Annotated in this window: 21 protein-coding genes; 14 read left to right on the top strand and 7 right to left on the bottom strand. The window is 50.0% G+C overall.

Translation table 11 applies throughout. The features are described 5' to 3' along the window. The first annotated feature begins 49 nt into the window (after positions 1 to 49). The 7 genes from ACE41H_RS01740 to ACE41H_RS01770 all read left to right on the top strand — a co-directional run bounded on the left by ACE41H_RS01740 (position 50) and on the right by ACE41H_RS01770 (position 7,296). On the top strand, positions 50 to 1,039 hold the full coding sequence (locus ACE41H_RS01740) for a LacI family DNA-binding transcriptional regulator (protein ID WP_375352871.1): 990 nt from the start codon (positions 50 to 52) through the stop codon (positions 1,037 to 1,039). Then, on the top strand, positions 1,032 to 1,910 hold the full coding sequence (gene rbsK, locus ACE41H_RS01745; protein ID WP_375352872.1) for a ribokinase: 879 nt from the start codon (positions 1,032 to 1,034) through the stop codon (positions 1,908 to 1,910). Before ACE41H_RS01740 ends, rbsK begins: the two co-directional genes overlap by 8 nt. Next, the gene (rbsD, locus tag ACE41H_RS01750) at positions 1,910 to 2,311 is read left to right on the top strand and encodes a D-ribose pyranase (RefSeq protein ID WP_375352873.1); all 402 of its coding nucleotides are present in this window, start codon (positions 1,910 to 1,912) and stop codon (positions 2,309 to 2,311) included. The genes rbsK and rbsD overlap by 1 nt, the downstream gene beginning before the upstream one ends. A gap of 15 nt (positions 2,312 to 2,326) precedes the next feature. Next, complete coding sequence (locus ACE41H_RS01755) at positions 2,327 to 3,808, top strand: sugar ABC transporter ATP-binding protein (RefSeq protein WP_375352875.1); 1,482 nt, start codon at positions 2,327 to 2,329, stop codon at positions 3,806 to 3,808. 1 nt (position 3,809) lies between these two features. Continuing rightward, positions 3,810 to 4,781 (top strand): ribose ABC transporter permease RbsC, encoded by a 972-nt coding sequence (gene rbsC / locus ACE41H_RS01760; RefSeq protein ID WP_375352877.1) that lies wholly within the window; start codon positions 3,810 to 3,812, stop codon positions 4,779 to 4,781. 14 nt (positions 4,782 to 4,795) lie between these two features. Continuing rightward, on the top strand, positions 4,796 to 5,728 hold the full coding sequence (rbsB, locus tag ACE41H_RS01765) for a ribose ABC transporter substrate-binding protein RbsB (protein WP_375352878.1): 933 nt from the start codon (positions 4,796 to 4,798) through the stop codon (positions 5,726 to 5,728). A 161-nt stretch (positions 5,729 to 5,889) separates the two neighbouring features. Further along, positions 5,890 to 7,296 (top strand): LTA synthase family protein, encoded by a 1,407-nt coding sequence (locus ACE41H_RS01770; RefSeq protein WP_375352880.1) that lies wholly within the window; start codon positions 5,890 to 5,892, stop codon positions 7,294 to 7,296. Positions 7,297 to 7,324: 28 nt separating this feature from the next. On the opposite strand, the gene ACE41H_RS01775 is transcribed toward ACE41H_RS01770, so the two are convergent. Next, entirely contained in the window at positions 7,325 to 8,560 is a 1,236-nt protein-coding gene (locus ACE41H_RS01775; RefSeq protein ID WP_375352881.1) for an MDR family MFS transporter, read from the bottom strand. Between the two features lie 106 nt (positions 8,561 to 8,666). After that, positions 8,667 to 9,194 carry a Crp/Fnr family transcriptional regulator gene (locus tag ACE41H_RS01780; protein WP_375352882.1) on the bottom strand — a complete coding sequence of 176 codons (528 nt, stop codon included), beginning with the start codon at positions 9,192 to 9,194 and terminating at the stop codon, positions 8,667 to 8,669. Between the two features lie 267 nt (positions 9,195 to 9,461). Here ACE41H_RS01780 and ACE41H_RS01785 point away from each other — a divergent pair, with 267 nt between their 5' ends. The 7 genes from ACE41H_RS01785 to ACE41H_RS01815 all read left to right on the top strand — a co-directional run bounded on the left by ACE41H_RS01785 (position 9,462) and on the right by ACE41H_RS01815 (position 15,263). Further along, entirely contained in the window at positions 9,462 to 10,688 is a 1,227-nt protein-coding gene (locus ACE41H_RS01785; protein WP_375352884.1) for a hypothetical protein, read from the top strand. A gap of 25 nt (positions 10,689 to 10,713) precedes the next feature. Further along, positions 10,714 to 11,031, top strand: coding sequence for a metal-sulfur cluster assembly factor (locus tag ACE41H_RS01790; RefSeq protein ID WP_375352885.1), 318 nt, complete (start codon positions 10,714 to 10,716; stop codon positions 11,029 to 11,031). Between the two features lie 69 nt (positions 11,032 to 11,100). Then, on the top strand, positions 11,101 to 11,391 hold the full coding sequence (locus tag ACE41H_RS01795; protein WP_375352887.1) for a cupin domain-containing protein: 291 nt from the start codon (positions 11,101 to 11,103) through the stop codon (positions 11,389 to 11,391). A gap of 46 nt (positions 11,392 to 11,437) precedes the next feature. Then, on the top strand, positions 11,438 to 12,403 hold the full coding sequence (locus ACE41H_RS01800; protein ID WP_375352888.1) for a multicopper oxidase domain-containing protein: 966 nt from the start codon (positions 11,438 to 11,440) through the stop codon (positions 12,401 to 12,403). 36 nt (positions 12,404 to 12,439) lie between these two features. Then, complete coding sequence (locus ACE41H_RS01805; protein ID WP_375352889.1) at positions 12,440 to 12,802, top strand: DUF488 domain-containing protein; 363 nt, start codon at positions 12,440 to 12,442, stop codon at positions 12,800 to 12,802. Between the two features lie 610 nt (positions 12,803 to 13,412). After that, entirely contained in the window at positions 13,413 to 14,450 is a 1,038-nt protein-coding gene (locus ACE41H_RS01810) for an aldo/keto reductase (RefSeq protein ID WP_375352891.1), read from the top strand. Between the two features lie 108 nt (positions 14,451 to 14,558). Continuing rightward, positions 14,559 to 15,263: an SDR family oxidoreductase gene (locus ACE41H_RS01815; RefSeq protein ID WP_375352893.1), complete on the top strand. Its 705-nt coding sequence runs from the start codon at positions 14,559 to 14,561 to the stop codon at positions 15,261 to 15,263. Between the two features lie 142 nt (positions 15,264 to 15,405). Here the strand turns inward: ACE41H_RS01815 and ACE41H_RS01820 are convergent, their stop codons facing one another. The 5 genes from ACE41H_RS01820 to ACE41H_RS01840 form a co-directional block, all read right to left on the bottom strand. Continuing rightward, the gene (locus ACE41H_RS01820) at positions 15,406 to 15,960 is read right to left on the bottom strand and encodes a DUF2249 domain-containing protein (RefSeq protein ID WP_375352895.1); all 555 of its coding nucleotides are present in this window, start codon (positions 15,958 to 15,960) and stop codon (positions 15,406 to 15,408) included. 65 nt (positions 15,961 to 16,025) lie between these two features. Continuing rightward, complete coding sequence (locus ACE41H_RS01825; protein WP_375352897.1) at positions 16,026 to 16,259, bottom strand: DUF2249 domain-containing protein; 234 nt, start codon at positions 16,257 to 16,259, stop codon at positions 16,026 to 16,028. 337 nt (positions 16,260 to 16,596) lie between these two features. After that, entirely contained in the window at positions 16,597 to 18,429 is a 1,833-nt protein-coding gene (locus tag ACE41H_RS01830) for an ABC transporter substrate-binding protein (RefSeq protein ID WP_375352898.1), read from the bottom strand. 72 nt (positions 18,430 to 18,501) lie between these two features. Further along, the gene (locus tag ACE41H_RS01835) at positions 18,502 to 20,010 is read right to left on the bottom strand and encodes an ABC transporter permease (RefSeq protein ID WP_375352900.1); all 1,509 of its coding nucleotides are present in this window, start codon (positions 20,008 to 20,010) and stop codon (positions 18,502 to 18,504) included. Positions 20,011 to 20,025: 15 nt separating this feature from the next. After that, positions 20,026 to 21,471, bottom strand: a complete 1,446-nt coding sequence (locus tag ACE41H_RS01840; protein ID WP_375352902.1) for an ABC transporter permease — start codon at positions 21,469 to 21,471, stop codon at positions 20,026 to 20,028. Between the last annotated feature and the right edge of the window lie 98 nt (positions 21,472 to 21,569).

Consider the following 21,569-nt stretch of genomic DNA (forward strand, 5'->3'; position numbering starts at 1 on the left):
ATATGATATTTTAGATCTGTAACCGGTTACACATTGAGGTGAACATAACATGGCAACAATTAAAGATGTAGCTGTTCTGGCTGGCGTATCGGTAGCCACCGTGTCACGGGTCATTAATGAAAGAGGCTATGTGCACGCCGATACACGCAAGAAGGTAGAGGAAGCCGTCAAGCAGCTTAACTTTTCGCCAAATGAGGTGGCGCGTTCCTTATATAAACGCAAGTCCAAGCTGATTGGCCTGCTGCTGCCGGACATCGCCAACCCTTATTTTCCACAGCTGGCCCGCGGCGTTGAGGACCGGATGCAGGAGCAGGATTTCAGGCTGATTTTCGGAAACAGCGATGAGGATGAAGAGAAGGAACAGGATTACATCCAGACCTTTATTCAGAATAATGTGGTCGGTGTCATCTCTTCAACGAACTATCCTCACTCTCCAATATATGAAAACTTGAAAATCCCGGTCGTGTTCCTTGACAGAACACCACTGGATAGCCCGTCCGTATATGCGGACGGCAGAGAAGGCGGCCGCCTGGCTGCCAGAGAAATCATCAGGCGCGGCAGCCAACGTATCGCAGTCATGCAGGGTCCGGTACATATCAGACCTGCACAGGACCGTTTTGAGGGCGCGGTTGAAATGATCCGCCAGGCCGGACTTGATTATCATGTGGTACAGACGACGTCCTTTTCCTTTAACGAAGCCGCATTATGGGCGGAAGAGCTGTTCAGCAAGCACAGCGAGACCGATGGCGTCATTGCCAGTAATGACATCGCGGCGACTGCAGTGCTGCATGAAGCGCTGCGGATCGGAAGAAAGGTTCCCGAAGAGCTGCAGATTATCGGCTTTGACGATATTCCCCTGAGCAGCCTGCTGTCGCCGGCATTGTCAACCATCCGCCAGCCGGCGTACGAGATGGGCAGGGAAGCGGCCGGGCTGCTTATCAAGCTTATTGAACAGGCTCCAATCGATCAAAAAAATATACAGATGCCTGTCGAGTTTATCGAACGGGGCACGACAAGAAAGGTGAATGCGAATGGCTAAAATTTGCGTAATCGGCAGCAGCTCCATGGATTTGGTGGTCACCTCCCAAAAACGCCCAGGGGCCGGAGAAACAGTCCTGGGTGAAAGCTTCAAAACCGTTCCTGGCGGCAAGGGAGCCAATCAGGCCGTGGCCGCGGCAAGACTTGGAGCGGAGGTTACGATGATCGGACGGGTAGGCGACGATCATTTTGGCAAGGCCATTTTGGACAATTTTAAAGCCAATTCTGTAAATACACGGTATGTGGAACCGGTTACAGATATGGAAAGCGGAACAGCTCATATCATTTTGGCGGAAGGTGACAACAGCATTGTCGTCGTCAAAGGAGCTAATGACGAGGTTACGCCCGTATATGTGGACAAAGCGGCCGATGCGATCCGCAGCGCCGATATTGTGCTGATCCAGCAGGAAATTCCTGAGGAAACGGTTGTGCATGTGAGCGCCCTTTGCGCCGAGAGCGGAACCCCGCTGCTGCTGAATCCGGCACCGGCAAGAAACGTACCGGAAGAGGTCATTAGCAATGCCGCTTATCTCACACCTAACGAGCATGAAGCCGCAGTATTGTTTGGGGGTTTGACTCCGGCGGAAGCGTTGCGCAAATATCCCAACAAGCTGTTCATTACGGAGGGCAGCAAGGGAGTCCGCTATTTTGACGGGGAGCAGGAGATCCTGGTACCGGCTTACAAAGTGGAAGTAGTAGATACTACAGGCGCGGGAGACACATTTAACGCCGCATTTGCCGTCGCTCTGGCGGAAGGCAAGCCGCTGCAGGAAAGCATACGTTTCGCCAACCGGGCCGCATCGCTGTCAGTTACCAAATTCGGGGCACAGGGTGGCATGCCGGCACGCCGTGAAGTGGAGGAGAGCCTGTAATGAAGAGACACGGGATACTAAATAGCCATATTTCCAAGGTGCTGTCTGATCTTGGCCATACGGACATCATTGTCATTTCCGATATTGGCCTGCCCGTGCCTGATGGTGTACCCAAAATCGATTTGGCCTTAAAGCCGGGTACTCCCGGCTTCCGGGAGGTTGTGGAACTGGTTGCGGAGGATATGGTCATTGAAAAGATCATTCTGGCCAAAGAAATCAGGGACGAGAATCCGGAGGTTATGCAATTTATGACTGAAAAATTCGGAAACGACACCGTTGATGCTTCTATAAGCCACGAGCAATTTAAAGCGCTTACCCGGGATGCCAAAGCGGTAATCCGCACGGGAGAAGCGACGCCTTATGCCAATTGCATTTTACAGGCGGGTGTCCATTTTGGTTAAAAGGAGGGCTGCATCATGCATATTCAGATGAAAGGCATTCATAAAGCGTTTGGAACGAATCAGGTGCTGAGCGGAGTGGATTTTGAACTGAAGGAAGGCGAAGTCCATGCCTTGATGGGCGAAAACGGAGCTGGTAAATCGACATTGATGAACATTCTGATCGGTTTGCATCAGAGAGATCAAGGCACCATCGAGCTTGACGGAAAGGAAACCTATTTTGGCAGCCCGAAGGAAGCGGAGCAGCAGGGAATCGCCTTCATACATCAAGAGCTGAACGTTTGGCCGGAAATGACGGTGCTTGAGAACCTGTTCATCGGCAAGGAGCTGACCTCAAGCCTGGGGCTGCTGAATACGAAGCAGATGAAAGCGCTCGCTCAAGAGCAATTTGCCAAGCTGTCGGTTCAAATTCCGCTGGAACGTCCTGCAGGAGAATGCTCTGTCGGGCAGCAGCAGATGATTGAAATCGCCAAAGCTTTGATGACGGATGCCAAGGTAATCATCATGGATGAGCCGACCGCAGCGCTTACGGAACGCGAGATTCAGAAGCTGTTTGATGTCATCACCTCACTCAGGAAAAACGGAGTATCCATCGTCTATATCTCGCACCGCATGGAGGAAATCTTCACCATCTGTGACCGCATTACCGTGATGCGTGACGGCAAAACTGTGGATACCAAGCCGATCCCGGAGACAGGCTTTGACGAAGTCGTCCGTAAAATGGTCGGCCGCGAGTTGACGGAACGGTATCCTGCCCGGAACCCTTCATATGGAGAAGTTGTGCTGGAAGTGCGCAATGCAAGCCGCAAGGGACTGTTTGAGAATGTCAGTTTCTCTGTCAGAGCAGGCGAGATTCTCGGCTTCTCCGGCCTCATGGGCTCAGGGCGCACCGAGATCATGCGCGCCATCTTTGGACTCGATGGTTTGGACAGCGGGGACATTGTGCTCCGCGGCAAAAAAGTTCATATCCGGAAGCCGGACGATGCGGTCAGACACGGAATCGGTTTTATTACGGAAGACCGCAAGGATGAAGGGCTGGTACTGGATTTCTCGATTCGTGAGAACATGGCCTTGCCGAATCTGTTCAGCTTTTCAGCCAAAGGATTCATATCCGCCAAGAAAGAGCAGGATTTTGTCGATACGCTGATCAAACGGCTGCAAATCAAAACCCAGTCCTCGGAGACGGCGGCCCGGAACCTGTCCGGGGGTAACCAGCAAAAGGTCGTTATCGCCAAGTGGGTCGGCATCGGTCCAAGCGTGCTCATCCTGGATGAGCCGACACGCGGCGTCGACGTGGGGGCCAAACGGGAAATTTATCAGCTGATGAATGAACTGACAGACCGCGGCGTCGCCATCATCATGGTTTCATCTGAGCTTCCCGAGGTGCTGGGCATGAGCGACCGGATCGCGGTGGTGCACGAAGGACGCATTACCGGTGAGCTGTCAAAAGAAGAGGCAACACAGGAAAACATTATGACATTGGCCACAGGGGGGCAATGAGATGACAACTTTGCAGAACAACAACACGGCAAAAGGCGGCTTCCGCCTTGGGAATCTGACACAAAAATTGGGACCGTTGCTCGGTTTGATCATTCTGATCGTCATTGTTTCGGTATTAAATCCGAGCTTTTTGGAACCACTTAACATTTTGAATCTGCTGCGCCAGGTCTCCATTAACGCGCTGATTGCCTTTGGCATGACGTTTGTGATTCTGACCGGCGGGATTGACCTGTCGGTAGGCTCCATTCTTGCATTATCGAGCGCCTTTGTGGCCAATATGATGCTATCCGGAGTAGATCCGCTTCTGTCCATCATCATCGGCGTAGCGCTCGGCGGTGTCATGGGTATGGTGAACGGCCTCATGATCACCAAGGGCAAAATGGCTCCTTTTATTGCCACATTGGCTACAATGACCGTATTCAGAGGTTTGACGCTTGTGTATACGGACGGCAACCCGATCACAGGACTGGGCGATAGCCTGCTGTTCCAATTGTTTGGACGCGGTTACCTGTTCGGTATTCCTGTTCCGGCCGTCACGATGCTGATTACCTTTTTGATTCTGTGGATAATTTTGCATAAAACAGCCTTTGGCCGTAAAACTTACGCTATCGGAGGTAATGAGAAAGCCTCCATTATTTCCGGGATTAAAGTGTCGCGTGTCAAAATCATGATTTACTCTTTGGCAGGCATGCTGTCGGCACTGGCCGGCGCGATTCTCACCTCCCGTCTGAACTCGGCACAGCCAACGGCCGGAACGTCTTATGAACTGGATGCCATCGCTGCCGTCGTGCTGGGCGGAACAAGCCTGTCAGGCGGACGCGGCCGGATTGTGGGTACACTTATCGGTGTGCTGATCATCGGTGTTCTGAACAACGGCTTGAACCTGCTGGGGGTTAACTCCTTCTATCAAATGGTTGTCAAAGGTGTCGTTATTGCTATTGCAGTCCTGCTGGACCGCAAGAAAACGGCTTAAGGGGAGAGACGAACATGAAAAAACTAAGCATATTCCTTCTTGTAAGTGCATTGATGATTGTTTTGGCCGGATGCTCCCTGGAGCCTCCGGGATGGGCCAAGCCTAGCTCCGGCGGAAGCCAGGAGCAAATCAAAATCGGTCTGTCAATTTCAACCCTGAACAATCCGTTCTTCGTATCCCTTAAGGATGGGGTAGTTGCAGAAGCAGAAAAACTGGGCATGCAGGTGATTGTTGTTGATGCCCAAAACGATTCGGCCAAGCAGACCAACGATGTGGATGATTTGATCCAGCAGGGAGTGAACGCGCTGCTTATCAATCCGGCCGATTCTGCGGCCATTTCCACTGTCGTCCAATCTGCTAACAGCATTGGCATTCCGGTCATTACACTGGACCGTTCCGCCGATAAAGGCGAGGTTGCGGCATTGGTGGCATCTGATAACGTTAAAGGCGGACGCATGGCAGCCCAATACTTCGTTGATCAGCTTGGCGAGGGAGCGAAGGTGATTGAGCTGGAAGGTGTGCCGGGTGCATCCGCAACCCGCGAGCGGGGCAAAGGCTTCCACGAAATTGCTGACAAGCAGCTCACTGTTGTGGCCAAGCAAGCGGCTGACTTTGACCGCTCCAAGGGGCTGAATGTGATGGAAAACCTGCTCCAGGGCAACCCGGATGTGCAGGCGGTATTTGCCCATAACGACGAAATGGCGCTCGGTGCTATCGAGGCGATCCAAAGCTCCGGTAAGGATATTCCGGTCATCGGCTTTGACGGCAACGATGATGCGATCAAGTCGATTCAGGAAGGAAAATTGACGGCGACGGTTGCACAGCAACCGCAACTGATCGGACAACTGTCGGTACAGGCAGCACGTGATGTGCTGGACGGCAAGAAGATCGAGAAGTCCATCCCTGCTGAATTGAAGTTGATTACGAAAGAAAACGCAGACCAGTAAATGCGATGAACGAATCCCGTCCTGGGTCCAAGTGACCGGGGCGGGATTTTTTTGCTTTGCAATCTGGAAAAAAGTTCGTTTCCGTACAGTACATGGATGGTTAGAGAGCGGGGAAAATAAGCAGAGAACTGCTGCGGCATCATCGGGAGAGTGAGCATATCATGAACAATGCCAAAAAGAAGATAAGGAGACGCACGCTCGGAATCCTTGCTGTCACTGCCTTGGCCGGTCTGGCCGTGTTCGCTGGCATTGCTCATCATGAAAGGGTCCCGCCAGCAAAGAAGCAGACCAGCACGATGAATACGGGCCTGCAGTCCACCGTCCAGGCCATTCAGCAAATGGAGGAGACTTATCCTTACCGAAAGTATAAAAAAGCGGGGGCGCCAGCCTATTTTGGGGCAGGAAAGGGCTGCAATCTGATCGTCGTTCAGCTTGAGTCTTTTCAAAATTTTCTGTTAAACACCTCTGTAGATGGTAAAGAGCTGACGCCGGTCATGAACCGGCTGGCCGCGGAAAGCCTGTATTTCCCTTACATATTTCAGCAAATGGGCCGGGGCAACACCTCGGATGCCGAGTTTTTGAGCAATACCTCCGTGTATCCGGTAGGCAATAAGCCGATGTCCTATGCTTACAGCGAAAAAAAGCTGCCCAGTTTGGCCCGGCTGATGCACAAGCAAGGGTATACAGCCAGCACTTTTCACGTCAACAATATTACGTTCTGGAATCGTGACGAGCTGTATAAGGCTCTGAATTTCGATAAGTATTATGACAAGCCTTATTTCCACAAGCAAAACTTCAACCGCTTCGGCGCTTCCGATGAAGAGCTTTTCCGGGTGGGCTTGAACAAGCTGGAAGCTCTGCAGTACAGTTGGAAACCATTTTATGCCCAGCTCATTACCGCCTCCAGCCATGCCCCCTTCACGATACCTGATGCAAGCAAACGGCTAAAGCTGCCAGAGCGTCTGAAAGGCCAGCCGCTTGGAGACTACCTGACGGCTGTGAACTATGCGGATTATGCGTTAGGTACTTTTATCGACGGTCTGAAAAAGAACGGTTTATGGGAGAAAAGTGTTGTCGTCGTGTACGGAGACCATTTCGGCCTGAACCGCAAAAAATTCAAGCCTACGGAGGTCAGCCAGGCGCTTGGCATTCCGTACCACCGTCATATCACCAGGTTCAACGTACCCCTGATGATCCATCTTCCCGGCCAATCCGGGCGGGTGATTGAACAGGTAGGTGGACAGGTGGATATTTTGCCAACCGTGGCGAACATTATGGGCATTGACCTGGCACAGGAAGGGTTTACCGCCTTTGGGCATGATCTGATGAACATAGACCACAATATTATCGGTATCCGTTATTATTTGCCTACAGGATCGTTTTTTAACAATGAGATTTTGTTCATCGCAGGCAAAAAAGGTTTTACGGACGGTAAGGCGGTATCGCTCCGAACGCTGCAGCCGGTCAAGGATTTGTCGCCTTACCAGTCCGAGTATAAATATATCAGGAAATGGATGAAGCTTTCGGACAAGTATGTCAAGGAGCTTCCCGAGCGCATCGAATTTTGATAGACGTTTTCTTATGATATACCGTTATTTATAGAGCTGTTGCTTGTTCAGCGGCAGCTTGTTCACGTCTGACCAAACGCCGGTGTGCGGTATACAGGAAAGGAAGACCAGCGATGGTCATGATCGTCAGTGGAATAAATACGGTCAGGCCGTTCGTGGTGCCAAAATGATCAAGCAGCAATCCGCCCAAAATCGGGGCCAATACGTTGCCGAAGTGGTTGAAGCCGATGGTGCCGAAATACGTTCCCTTCAACTCCGGCTTGGCAATCCGGTCCACCAGCATGTCCATCATCGTAAAGAGCATCACTTCTCCGACCGTAAACACCACAACACCGATCATCATCAATGCGATGCCTTCCGCGATGCCAAAAAGCAGAAAGCTCACTGCAACACATAGATTGCCAAGCATCAGCGGAACAAGCGGAGGCAGATTGCGCATCAGCCGCACGATCGGAAACTGCACAACCAGCACGGTTACCGCATTCAAAGAAAGCATATAAGAGAACACTTTCGCTCCGTCGGCAAAGTCGGTGTTCAAGATCAGATACTGCGCCAGCGTTGATTCGAAATGCCCATAACCCAGCACGCAAAAAACGGTGCCGATCAGTACAGGCAAAAAGACGCGGTCGCTGCCCGTAATCCGCAAAGCCTCAACCAGCTTCGGAGGACTTGTGTCCGTACGACGGGTCAGGGCGGAACGGTGCAGGGAGAATTGGAAAAACAGGACAGCTCCATAAGCCGTATATACGAGCGCGGCGACCAGAAAAGGGAATGTCGATTGTGCCGTACCCAGCTGCAGTCCGATCAGCGGACCAAACACGACCCCCATGTTGATCGCGGCATAGCGCAGGTTAAATACAAGCAACTTGTGCTCCGGCGGTGTAATGTCGGACAGCATGGCCCGTGCCGTCGGCTCAAAAAAAGCGCGGGCCAGTCCGTTCAAAGTATTGAAGATAAAAAACATCACAAGGTGCTCCGCCGTGGAGAAGCCGACAAACACGGCTGCCCACCCGAATATGGAGACCAGCATAACGATCTTGCGTCCAATACGGTCAGATATGTAGCCGCCGTAAAAGCTGACAAGCACTCCGGCGAGCGAGCTGACGGCAACCGTGACACCAGTCTGCGAAGGTGTGGCCCCCAGAACCTGCGTTAAATAAATGGAGAGAAAGGGAATGCTCATGGACGTTACAAGTCTGCCGAACAAGGTGCCGATAATGATCGTCCAAGCGAGAGGATGAATCTGTCGAATCGTGTGTGCCATCTTTTAGTTCTCCTTTTAATGTATACTTGCCGCGATGCTTCTTTGATCGGTCGTGGAACGATGTTCTCATTCTAGGGCAAGAAAAGGAGAAGAAAAAGTGTAAGTTTCAATTGCTGGATTTCATCTTTTCCCCGGATCTGATTTGACTGCGGAGCAGCCGGTTAATCGTTTCCCTGCGCAGGCCGATAAATTGACCGATTTCATCCTGGGTCAGAACATCCGTCAATGTGGACGGTGCAATATAAGGCTGAATCCACGCTTGCAGCTTCAGCAGCCTTTCAGCGGGAGATACCTCGGTTAACTGATCAATGCGCTGCTGCATCATGCGCAGCTTGTCCTGTAATTGCAGGGCGATGGCGCGGCAGCGCTCCGGGTTCTCTTCAAGCTCACGATACCAGTCTGAGCGGGGAAGGACGTCCACCTCGCTTTTCACTAGCGCGATTGCCGAACCAAAATACGGGTTAGGGCTGATCAGGGAATGATGAGGAATAGTTTCGCTCGGCACAATGACGTTTACCAGCAATTGCGTACCGTCGGGGTGAATGCGCACAATTTTTAACATACCGCTTTTCAGATGATACAGAGACCCCGATTCACCTTGTCTGAACAGAGTCTCGCCTTTTTGTAAAATCATAATTATACCTCCACATGTACCCCAACGAAATGCTGAGATTTCCGTACTGCGTTTTATGGGATCAGAATTATTATAGCAGTCCTCACTTTCCGCCTCCAAGTGACAGATTTGGGTCGCGGCACTTAACCCCTCCCATACGTCATGTTGTGACTGAAATCACAATGTGCGGTTCGTGCAGCTTTTACAATACTCTTAACAGATGAAAACCATTCTCAAAAGGAGGGTGCAGATTTCCTGAATCTTATTTGGGACGGGGTGAATACTCGTATGTTCAAGCTTCCTTTTTCTTTTATTGTTACGGGTATGATCAGCTTTGTGCTGTATCATGTTTTGACACTGCTGGACTTTGCAGGCTGGATTACTGACTATCCCCGGACTCCGGACGGCTGGTATATGGTGCATCTGCTGGTTCTCGGTTGGGCGACCATGATCGCGATGGGGGCAGTTTATCAGCTGGTCCCGGTTGTTCTTCAATCAGCTATTTATAGTGAAAAGCTTGGTTTTGTCCAGTACGGGCTCTTTACTTTGGGTACGGCAGGGCTGCTGTTCGCATTTCGTACAGCCCATGCCGGGTGGATTGCCATATGCGCAACGGCGGCATTTCTGGGCATTATGCTGTTTTTGTGGAATATTGGAGTCACTTTATGGAAGAGACGCCGCTGGAATCCAGTTACCCTATGTGCAGCCAGCGCAGTCATTTATTTGGGACTTACAGGGATGAGTGGCATGCTGCTGGGCATGGATTTTCATTTCAATTGGCTCGGGATATACCACGACCGTTTGTTCGGAGCCCATGTATGGCTTGGCATGACCGGATGGTTCGGGCTGCTGATCGTTGGTTTCAGCTACAAGCTGCTGCCCATGTTTTTATTGGCCCATCATTATTCTGAGCGGTTGCAAAAGGAAGTTATCCTGTTGTGGAATGCGGCTGTGTGGTGTGGTGTTCTCGGTTTTATGACGGACTGGGGCTTCGTCAAATCCATTGCCTTTCTTTTGCTGGCAGGGGCATTGGTTCTGTATTGCTGTCATGTGCAGCAGATGTATGCCGTCCGCCATAAGCCCGATCCCGGCGCGGGAGTTACCTGGGCGGTATGGGCTGCAAGGATGCTGGCGGCCGAGGCAGTCATTGCGTCCGTATGCTATCTGCTTATCCCGGATCAACTTCCTCATTCCTTCATTGTAATGATGGTTTGGAGTTATTTATACGGATGGGTTGGAATCACCATTATGGGTTATTTGTCCAAAATCGTTCCTTTTTTGTGGTGGACACACAAGTATGGCCCGCAGGTGGGCAAGATCAAAGTTCCGACCATGGGTCAGCTTCTGCTGGAGCGGCCGGTTCATTCAAGCCTGGCAGTGTTGGCATTTTGTTTGCTGCTGCTCTTGGTTGGAATGGGTTCGGGACAAGGGGGATTGGTGGGAGCGGCCGGGAGTGCGCTGTCCATTGCGGCCTTGATCTATATGAGTGTAATAGCGCGTGTGTTTACAAAATAACGGAAGGCAAGGGAGGAATAACATCATGGGTTTGCATGAAAAAACGGAAATATCAGCAGAAATCATGGCTATGTTGGAGGAGGTATATGATCCGGAGCTTGGCATCAACATCGTGGATTTGGGATTGATTTACGGTGTGCAGTGTACAGAAGGGACCGCAAAAATCACCATGACCCTGACCACACCCGGCTGCCCGATGCATGACATGCTGGTTGGCGGGGTAAAACGGGCAGTTGCCGGACTTCCAGGAATACGTGACGTTCAGGTGCAGGTCGTATGGGAGCCACAGTGGAGTCCGGAGCAAATGTCCGACGAAGCCAAGGAATGGCTGGGCTATCTTTAAATCAGGGAGGATAAGGATATGGAGAAGATGAGCAAAAAGGAATATCAGTAGTTTAATGAAGAGCATTTTATGAAAAAAATCTTGTTCAGGCATGGTCAAAGCGTCGTGTTTACGCTCAGCTTCCGGCCCGGACAGCAGCTTCCACCTCACCGTCATCCCGGCAGCCATTTGTACCTGACCGTGCAGGAAGGGAGAGGAACGCTAACCATCGACGGCAGCGATACAGACATTGTAAAAGGTGACGTTGTCCATTGCGAAGGAGAAGAAGAGTTCTCGTTTCACAACACGGGAGCCGAATCAGCGGTCCTCTACGTTATGCTGAATCATATACCGGATGAACGGTATGCGCAGAATATTTGAACACGCATTTGAAGAAAGCAGTGCTCCGTACGAAAGGAAGATGCCCATGTTCAGGCACTGGTTCAATATATTCATCATGATTGCGGTGTTCGCTGTCCTGGCTATGACCGGTTGTGAATCCGGCCCATCACAAGAATCGTCTGCACCAAAGGAGACCGCTCAACCAGCACTGCCGGAGGAAAAACTTGATCAGCCTCCGGTAAAGCCGGATATCCGAACAGAAGGCGATCAGGTGTATGTTGACCTGACCGCCCAGGTAACCGCTATCGAAATTGCCAAAGGTTACACCTATCATGCATGGACGTTCAACGGCACCGTGCCCGGACCGGTATTGCGGGTGAAGGAAGGGGATACAATTCATCTGACCCTGCGCAATCTGGACCCGAATCTGCCGCATTCCATGGATATGCATGCCGTTCAAGCAGCACCCTCCAAGCATTTTATTGACGTGAACCCGGGAGAGGATGGGATCTTTAAATATAAAGCAGACCATCCCGGCGTATTTATGTATCATTGCGGCACCAAACCGGTGCTGCAGCACCTGGCCAACGGCATGTATGGTATGATTATCGTTGAATCGGCGGAGGGATATCCGACCGATAAGATCGTTGATCGGGAGTATACGATCGTACAAAGCGAATTTTACAAGGAAAATGATCTGCAAGCCTTTAGTGAAGGGGAACCGACACATGTAGTGTTCAACGGCAGCACGGAAGCGATGAAGGATCAGCCTTTTACGGCCAAAGCAGGGGACAGAGTGCGTTTTTATGTGGTCAATGCAGGGCCGAACCGTGTCAGCTCGTTTCATATCGTAGGGGCCATCATGGATCAGGTATATCTGGATGGAAATCCGCAGAATGTACTGCAAGGGATGCAAACCGTGCTTCTACCGGCAGGCGGCGGGGCGATCATTGAGATCGAGGTGAATGAAGAAGGAGAGTACATGATTGTTACTCACCAATTCAACGATGCGGATCGTGGAGCAACAGCAACTTTGTCGGTTACCCGGTAGCTTCAAGATAGAGCGTTTGCGCAAGCGGAGGTTGTTATGTTTGTAATCAAAAGAATATATGACCTGCCTGGCCCGGATGATCAGATCCGGGTGCTGGTGGATCGGCTGTGGCCGCGCGGAATCGATAAACAGCGGGCACAGCTTACGACATGGATGAAGGAATTGGCTCCAAGCGGCGATCTGCGCAGATGGTTTGGACATGATCCCGCTAAGTACATGGAATTCAGCAGCCGTTATAGGGAAGAATTGCGGGACGAGCCTGCTCAGCCTTATCTGCAGCAGCTGCGTGCTTGGGCCGATCAGCAAACGGTGACCTTGCTTTATGCGGCAAAAGATGAGAAGTGCAATCATGCGCTGGTTCTCAAACAAGTGCTTGAGGATACCAAACCGGAGCTTTAATGACTGTTCGCCTAAAAAGAACTGTACCGCGCCATCTGGCTCGGGTACAGTTCTTTTTAGGTTTGAATAGGGGTCCTGGAACATTTTGATGAAAATATACGCTAAGACCTCAATCTTGTAGGGTCCGGGATGCTTTACCCGGACAAGCCGAGTCGCAGGCTTTCACTAAAGCGGATACTATCGTACTCAAGGAGATGATAATAAATTCTTTACTGTTCGTTCCCAATATGTTATATTGAAATGGTGAATTCGGCGGTGGAATTGGCAGCGCGCGATGCCGATGTTGATATAAAGTCTACCAAAGCGTTCACAATAGCAGAGCAGCTGCTCTCTTGTATGGGTGAGTCTCCCTTTCGCCTAAGGCTATGCTCACTCAGGGAGTAATAACTTGTGCACATTTTAGAATAGTCGTTCTCGATTATCGTCGCTTAACCCTTTAAATATGAGGCAGGGATTTTGAAAAAACTAAAGCACGATCGGAAAAATCGTATTAGAAGAATTTGAATAAAAGCCTTTGGCAGACGGCATCCGGCTTCATCAATCGTTTGAGGGAGGTGTGTGACTAATTTAGAATTCTAATTACTTAAAACAAAGAAGGGATTGAGTGAACATGGAATATCGTGTATTAGGTCGTACGGGTCTTAAAGTAAGCAGTTTTGTATTAGGTACTGGTACATTTGGTTTTTGGGGGAACAATACGGCGAAAGAGGCTGCACCCATTCTGGATGAAGCTCTTGCTGGAGGAATTAACCTAATCGATACTGCGGATGTTTATTCAAGTGGTGAATCAGAAGTAATTCTAGGTGAAATTCTAAAAGGTCGTAGGCAGGATGTCATTCTGGCCACTAAGGGCGGACATCCCATGGGCAGTGGACAAAATCAATCCGGAAATTCAAAATATTGGATAAAACGAGCAGTAGAAGATAGTTTGAGAAGGCTGCAAACCGATTATATCGATCTGTATCAACTACATCTGCCTGACCTTAATACCGATATTGAAGAAACGCTTGGTGTACTTACGGATCTGGTCAGTGAAGGGAAGATTCGCTACATTGGCACATCCAATTTTCAGGCCTGGCAAGTCACAGAGGCTCAATGGGCCAGCGAACGCAAAAATGTAGCACGTTTTGTCTCTGAACAATCCCCGTATTCCATTTTAAACCGCAGTATCGAATTCGATTTGCTTGCTGCCACAGCGAAATACGGAATGGGCGTTTTGGTTTGGAGCCCACTTTCGGGTGGTCTATTAACTGGTAAATACCGTTTTGGGGAATCAGTCTCCTCCGATTCAAGAGCAGCCACCTTTGCAGGAAGCTTGCAATCCATTGTTGACCCTAATCGGGAAGAAAATCGGTCCAAGTTTGAAGCCATAGCCAAACTTCAAACACTTGCAGATGAAGCGGGATTGACTTTACCACATCTTGCCATGGCATTCACGCAAGCTCATCCTTCCATTACTTCAGCAATTGTTGGGGCTAGGACGATCGAGCAGCTCCGGGAAACATTAAAGGGTAGTGACATCCGATTAAGCACGGATATACTGGATGCGATCGATACGATTGTTCCACCAGGAGTAACCCTGGATGCGATGGAAAAAGGATGGACTCCCGGTTGGTTACAAGCAGAGAAGCGAAGAATCCTTCGTTAAACCTTTAAGATGGAGGCTTCACCTCAAAACCTTTCCTTTGAGGAAGCAGCGTCAATCCCATTGGTTGGGCTTACATCAAAAACAAAACAATAAAAGGAGCACATAAAAATGAAAATTTCTGAACAAGTCGCATTTGTCACCGGAGCAAACCGAGGTTTTGGCCGCCATCTTACCCTTGAACTTCTATCCAGAGGGGCTAAGGTGTATGCTGGTGCAAGAAATCCGGAGTCCGTTGACATTCCCGGTGCAATTCCTGTAAAGCTTGATATTACTAACCCTCAAGAGGTAGCTGCAGCTGCTACAGCAGCTAAAGATGTTACGCTTCTGATCAACAATGCAGGATTGACTACAGGCGTTTCTTTGCTTGACGGTGATCTCGATAAAATACATTTGGAGTTTAATACGCACTTTTTTGGCACACTTTCCATGGTTCGCACTTTCGCACCTATTCTTATAAATAATGGGGGAGGATCAATACTGAATATTCTTTCCGCATTATCATGGTTCAGTATGGGGGGGAGTGAAGGCGCTTATTCGGCTGCAAAGGCGGCAGAGTGGGCAATGACGAACGAGTTGCGCTTAAATCTGTATCCTCAAAATGTAAAAGTAGCTGGCTTACATGTGGGCTATATGGAGACAGACATGACGTCAGGCGTTGAAGCTCCCAAGTCCAACCCTGCGGAAATCGCAAAAATTGCTATTGATGGAATAGAGTCTGACAGCTTTGAAATTCTTGCTGATGAAGTGAGCCGCAAGCTCCAAAGTGCTCTCGCCGGTGGTGTAGCTGCGATATACCCACAGCTTACAAAATGAGCAAAACTGTACTTATCACCGAAGCATCGGGCGGGATTGGTAAAACGCTAAGCCGGTCACATCTGAAGGCTTAGCGTATGTTTTCGCTAAAATGTTGGCGGGACCCCGAATAGAGGAACAGCAATCCGTCCCTGATGCGGTTTTACCATTTCATAATTTTCACCTTTGCCGTGCCATCTGCCTGTTCTTCCACCGTATAGGAATAACCCAGATTAGTGAGTTCCTCCATCAAGAACACCGGCACACGGTCATTATGAATCCAGATCTCATCCCCTGGACGGCTTCGTTCCAAGGCGGACAGTGTTCTAACCATGGGTTGTGGGGGCTCCAGCCCCCGGTTATCCAGCTCAATGATATGCGGAATTGTCTCGGTATCCCATGATTCTTGTCTCGGAGCCTTTTCTGTATCAATATTCATTGCCATGCTGTGGTCGGCTTCATTAAGCCATTGCCTGTTCTCTTTCCGGACAAGGGTGACCACCCAATGATTCTCCGCTTTTCTCTCTGTTTTACTCACAAAACCCTTCATCTTTAGAAGCGTGATCAATGGAGCGGGTTTGATTGTAGCGTGGAGAATAAACATGTCGTCTTTATCCAGTTTTTTGACTGCGTCCATGATGATGTGAAACGGATCGCTTTTATTGCGCAAATGCGCTCTTACATCCAACTCTACGATGTTAAATTGTTCCTGTTTCATACCATTTATCCCTCCCGGTCGGCTTGGGGGCTTTAACGAAACTCACGAAGCTCCTCACAGGCTTTTTAGATTTTGCCGATTTTGACCTGAAAAACGTCAGGCCCCTCTTCGATGTACTCCCATGTAAATTCATTGGGGTGCATCGCTTCAAACTGATAGCGGAGAGGGAGTGGATCGTGGTCGTTCACCAGCAGCATCGCTTTGGACGGCGGCAGCGCAGAAAATGTATCAAAAATGACCTTGTGCTTGAATTTCGGCGGGTACTCTGTAGCGTTAATCATTGCGGCATATTGATCCATGATTGATTCCTCCTGGTTATTTGTAATTTCATTCACAACCTGATTATAAAATTGGCGGAGATTCAACCCTGTGATTAGACTCACTAAATGCAAAGTCAATGTCAGGCGCAGAAAGGAAGATGCTTTAACCTCTTTATTGATACAGAGGATTGCGGTTAAGGGATGTGCGCGCATAGGCGATTTCTTTTTGCCATGACCATACAAAAAAGAGGTCGACCAGTAAGTTCTGGTGACCTCATCGTACGATCGGGCGGGAAAGTTAATGCAAGTGAGAAATGAGGCTCTGTTTGAGATTGAGCTGCAGGCTGTTGTCCGGGAAGGCTTGCGATACTAAAAATTAAGGCTTCTGACTTTTATAGCTGGTCAAAAATTGCTGCACCTTTGCCGGGTCGGCAGTCAGCTCATTTCCCGTCTTCACCAGCGGGCTGACCGTCGATGCGGCTTTGATTTTGTTTCCCTCATAAAACTGGAGGATTTCATCCTGATTGATCGAATACAGGACCGCCTTTCGCAAATCCTCGCTTTTGCTTACCTCACGGTTGCCGGTAACATTGAAAAGCAGATAAGTGACGCCGTTGCTTTCCAAAGTCTGCAGCTTCAGTTTTGAATCGCTTTTCACAATTTCATATTTGGTTTCCGGAACGCCGTAATAGGCGTAAATTTCACCGCTTCTGAGTGCCGACAGTGCGCTGTCCGCATCCGCGATAAAGCGGAGCGAGATGTTTGCGATTTTCGGTTCATTTTCCGTACCTGGCATATAAGCCGGGTTTTTCTCAAAAACCGCCTCATAGTCATTTTTATAGATCAGGACATATGGACCGCTGGCATACAGCGTATTATTGTATTTTCCGCCTTCGGTCACTGTGTTTTGATCGCCGTAGGGTATGTCTTTGTTAACATCAAAGGTGGACACATCGTAGGTGTTGATGCTTTTGACCTGTTTTTCAGATACAATGCCAGCGGATTGATGGCCCAAATAGTTCAGCACCTGCGGGAATGGCTCTGTGGTTGTCAGCTTAACCACTTGATATTTGCCTTGTGCATTGTTCGCCTTGGTCTTATCCGCAACCAGGGAAGCGATGGGGGCACCCAGCCCTTTTTCCAGCGCTTCGCGGACAGTTCCGCCGTCGGCAGAGTGGATAGAGTCCAAAGCATTCAGATCCGTAACGGCTTCAACCGTCTTTATATGCTCATGGAGTGAATACGTGCGGTGATCCGGTACGGAATTTTGGTCTTTGGCGCGGTTCAAGGAGAAAATGACGTCTTCCGCACCGACTCGCTCACCGGAATCGGCCGCTTTTTTATTTTCTACCTTCGCGAAGTTAATGTCATCTCTCAAAATAAAGTAGTACTCCGAATTGCCTTCGGCGATGGTGAAGTTGCGGGAGAGAGATCCGTCGGCCGTAATTTTGTCGTCATCTGTCAAATTGATCAGGCGCACGTACATATTTGTGTTGATCGTATTGATGGAGCCGTCATTTCCCTTGATTGGATCCAGTGATGTCAGGGTTGAAATCGATTGGGTCAGGACGAGGGGATCTGATGCATTACGGGAAGAATCGTTAAATTCGATATCCTCCCAGGCCAGCGCACGGGATTTGGACAACCGCACGGATTCCGGCTTCAAGATGTCCTTATTGACTGCCTGGCTCTTCAGCGAGATATACAGGGGAGCGATGTAAGCTTTGTCAAAAACGAGACGCTGCTCCAGCTGCTTGTAGGTCTCCGTATATTTCTCAGGTGATTCAGAAGCAGCCTGATCAATCAGCTTGTCGATCTCCGGATCGGACAGGATGCTGTAGTCACCCCCGGTTTTGAACAGGGAACGGACGGCATAGTCCGGGTTGCCTGTCACCGTCGTCCAGCTGGACAAGGCAATGTCATAATTGCCGGCGTCCTTTTGTGCGCTGAAGCTGCCGAAGTCAGGCTGCAAGTTAAGCTTGACGTTAAACCCGTTTTTGGTGAGCTGATCGCGGATGATGTTGACATCGGATTCCTGTGAGGTTTGCGCGAGCAGTTCTACATCTACCCCATTGGAAGTATTCTCAGATGTCTCCTCCGCAGCGGATTTTGCTGTTGGATTGGCAGTGTCAGATTTGGTCGTTATGGAGCAGCCGCTTAAAACCAGTAAAAAAGCAAGTATAATGACGGCAAACGATTTCTTGTTCATCCTTTATTTCCTCCTTGTCTATAGTTTCATATATAAGACTGATGTAATTCCCCGGAATGCATGGAGCATTGGCTAAGCCATTTTCGGATCAAGGGCATCCCGCAAACCATCTCCCAGAAAATTAAAGGAAAGCACAAGTGCGATGATGGCCAAGCCTGGATAAACGGCCAGATAGGAGTTGGTTTCCAGATAGGTGCTGCCCAGCTTCAAAATATTTCCCCACTCCGGAATATGCGGCTCCACACCAAGCCCCAGATAACTTAAGCTGCTGGTGGCGATAACAGCCGATCCGATCGTCAAGGTTGCCTTGACGATCATGGGCGCCATCGAGTTCGGCACAATGTGCTTGAACAGAATGGACAGATTTCCCGAGCCAAGTGCCCGGGCGGCATCGACAAACTCATACGTGGACACCATCATGACGCTGGCCCGCATTGTACGGGCGTAGGTCGGGATGGCTCCGATACTGAGGGCCACAATCAGGTTGACCGTACTGGCGCCAAAAGCGGCGATAATGGCAATGGCCAGCAGAATGCCCGGGATGGAGTAGAGAATATCGAGTGTTCTCATGATGATGTTATCGGAATGGCGGCCATAATATCCGGAGACCGCTCCGAGGATACCACCTGCCAGGAACGGGATCAGGGTAGATATCGTTCCGACAACAAGCGAAATTCTGGCTCCGAAGATGATTCTGGCAAACAGGTCTCTGCCGAAGTTGTCAGTCCCCAGCGGATATGCCAGGCTTGGAGGCTGCAAAATAGCGCTGTAATTGTTTTCCACCGCCATGCTGTAGTCAAAGGTGAATATGCTGCAGATGGAAATGGAGAATAGAAAAACGATAAAAAGCAAACCCAGCATGGGGGCACTGTTCTGCGTGATTCGTTCTGCAATATCCTCCCATTTGGGTGCGGCCGGATCGTTTCTGCTTCGTAGTTTCGCCAGTAAAATGATGCCGAGCAGCAGGGAGAACAGATTGCCTGTTATCGTTGTCAGGATCAGCGGTACCGCAAGCCACACCAGCCCTGGGGCAATATCATTTTTTCCTACAGCCTTCGCAATGATGAGCAGTGCTGCGAGATCAAACAGGGCAACAGCGCACAGGATGAGCATGGCGGCAGGGAAGGCATCCGCCACATAAGGCTTGAACATATTCAAGGCCGATACAGCAATCACGAAAAGCTGTGTGAGCAGCATATACACAGCCAGCGTATACTCGGCTGTCTTTTGTTTTTTTACAAGTCCAAATGCCGCAGTCACAATAAAAATATTGCCTGTGGCGATGCTTAGAAGCTGGATGTAACCGAGCGCTCTTGTGCGGCGGCGGATGGCCCCGTAACGAAGGAGATCCGTGCGAACCATTACCGTAACGACAGCCTGCAGCAGGGTGAAGAAGGCATAGAGCATACATACCGTAAACACCAGCGGCTTTAGCGAACGGCTGTCATAGCTGAAGCTGTTGAACAGCAGAATCAGTGTAACCACGAGCGAGCTGATCCAGGTAAAGACGGCCTGGTTGTACTCTGTGGATGTTTTAAGCTTGTGCCCATCTTCGTGACGGGCGAAACGTCTTTTGGACAATGGACTTCACCTGCTTTAATAATGTTTCATTTTTGTGCGGATTCTCGGATCAATAAAGGCATACATCACATCCACGATGACGTTGACGAGTGATATGGTAATCGCTGTGTACACCACTCCGCCCATAATGGCTGGAATATCGGGGATAAACTGCTTATCCACGATATAGCTGCCGAGCCCGCTGATATTGAATACCTTCTCCGTCACGGCCGCTCCTCCCAGCATGGCGCCGAACTGCAGCCCAACCACGGTGATGATCGGGATAAGGGCGTTGCGGACCGCATGCTTCATCAGCACTTGCGACCGGTTAAGCCCTTTGGCCCTGGCCGTCAGAATATAATCCTCATGGATCACCTCCAGCGTGGAAGACCGGGTCATTCTTGCGACCGCAGCCGTCAAGCCGGTTCCCAGCACAAGGACTGGCATCACGAAGGACAATGCGTTTTGCGGGTTATAGGTTGCGGGAAGCCATCCCAGATGAATCGAAAAATTCAGGATGAGCACCAGTCCCTGCCAAAAGTTCGGGATGGACAAGCCCAGCAGAGCGACGAACATAAAGCTGTGATCGAACAAGGAATTCGGCCTTACCGCCGAAAGGATGCCGATCGGCAGAGCGATCACCAGCGCCAGCAAAAGCGAGATGGTTGCAAGCATGAATGTGACCGGAAACTTTCTGGCAATTGTGGGAACGACCTCTTCATTGCCGGTGAACGAGCTGCCGAGATTAAAGGTCATGATGCCTTTTAAGCTGTTCCACAGCTGTGTGAGATAAGGCTGATCCAGCCCATACAATGAATTAAATGACTGAATTTGTGCAGGCGTCGCTGTTTCGCCAAGAATGTTGGCGGCCGGATTGAATGGTGACAGATACAGGATGGTAAATACCATCAGCGCCACACCAAGGATGACGAAGAGCGTCATGACCAGCCGTTCGAATACGAACTTCACATAAGGATTGCTGTACATCAGCATCAGGCTATACATCAGCAGACCGGGAATGATGGATAACAAAAGAAACAACGGATGCTTTGCAAGCGAGCGGAACGTGTCTGTAAAGCTGTGCTCTCCTGCTTGGTTATCCTGTGCCCGCTGAGCAACCTCTTCGTTGACGATTTCCCGAAACCGCGCTTCCGCCCGCTGAACCACTTCCCGGTACGTTTCACGCTTGTTTGGCTGCTGCCCGAAAAAAAGCTGTTTATGTATAAGCTGCTGCTCAAACTCAGCCGTGAGCCTGTCATAATGCCCTGCAGCCCGCAGCTCTGTTTCCACCTGCGCCTGCAGGGTGAGTGCGGGGGAGGTTCTTCTGCGGTGCAGATGCACCAGCAGGACAACGAGATTTACCGGGGCGCCGGTCAGCAACAGCCAGAAGCGGTATGCAGGATGGAGCATCATCTGCCCGTAAGCTTCGGCAACAGCGTGGGAATAGCCTGAAGAAGCTTTGGTGGCTGCGGATAGTTCCAACAGATTTCACCTCCTTACAAAATTAAATTGTACTAATCCGATGAATATAGTACATTTTATTTGGGCATTTGTGGTTAGTCAAGACAATTCAGAAACGG

It is taken from the genome of Paenibacillus enshidis (genome assembly GCF_042136365.1).
In the GTDB taxonomy this organism is placed as follows: Bacteria; Bacillota; Bacilli; order Paenibacillales; family Paenibacillaceae; genus Paenibacillus; species Paenibacillus enshidis.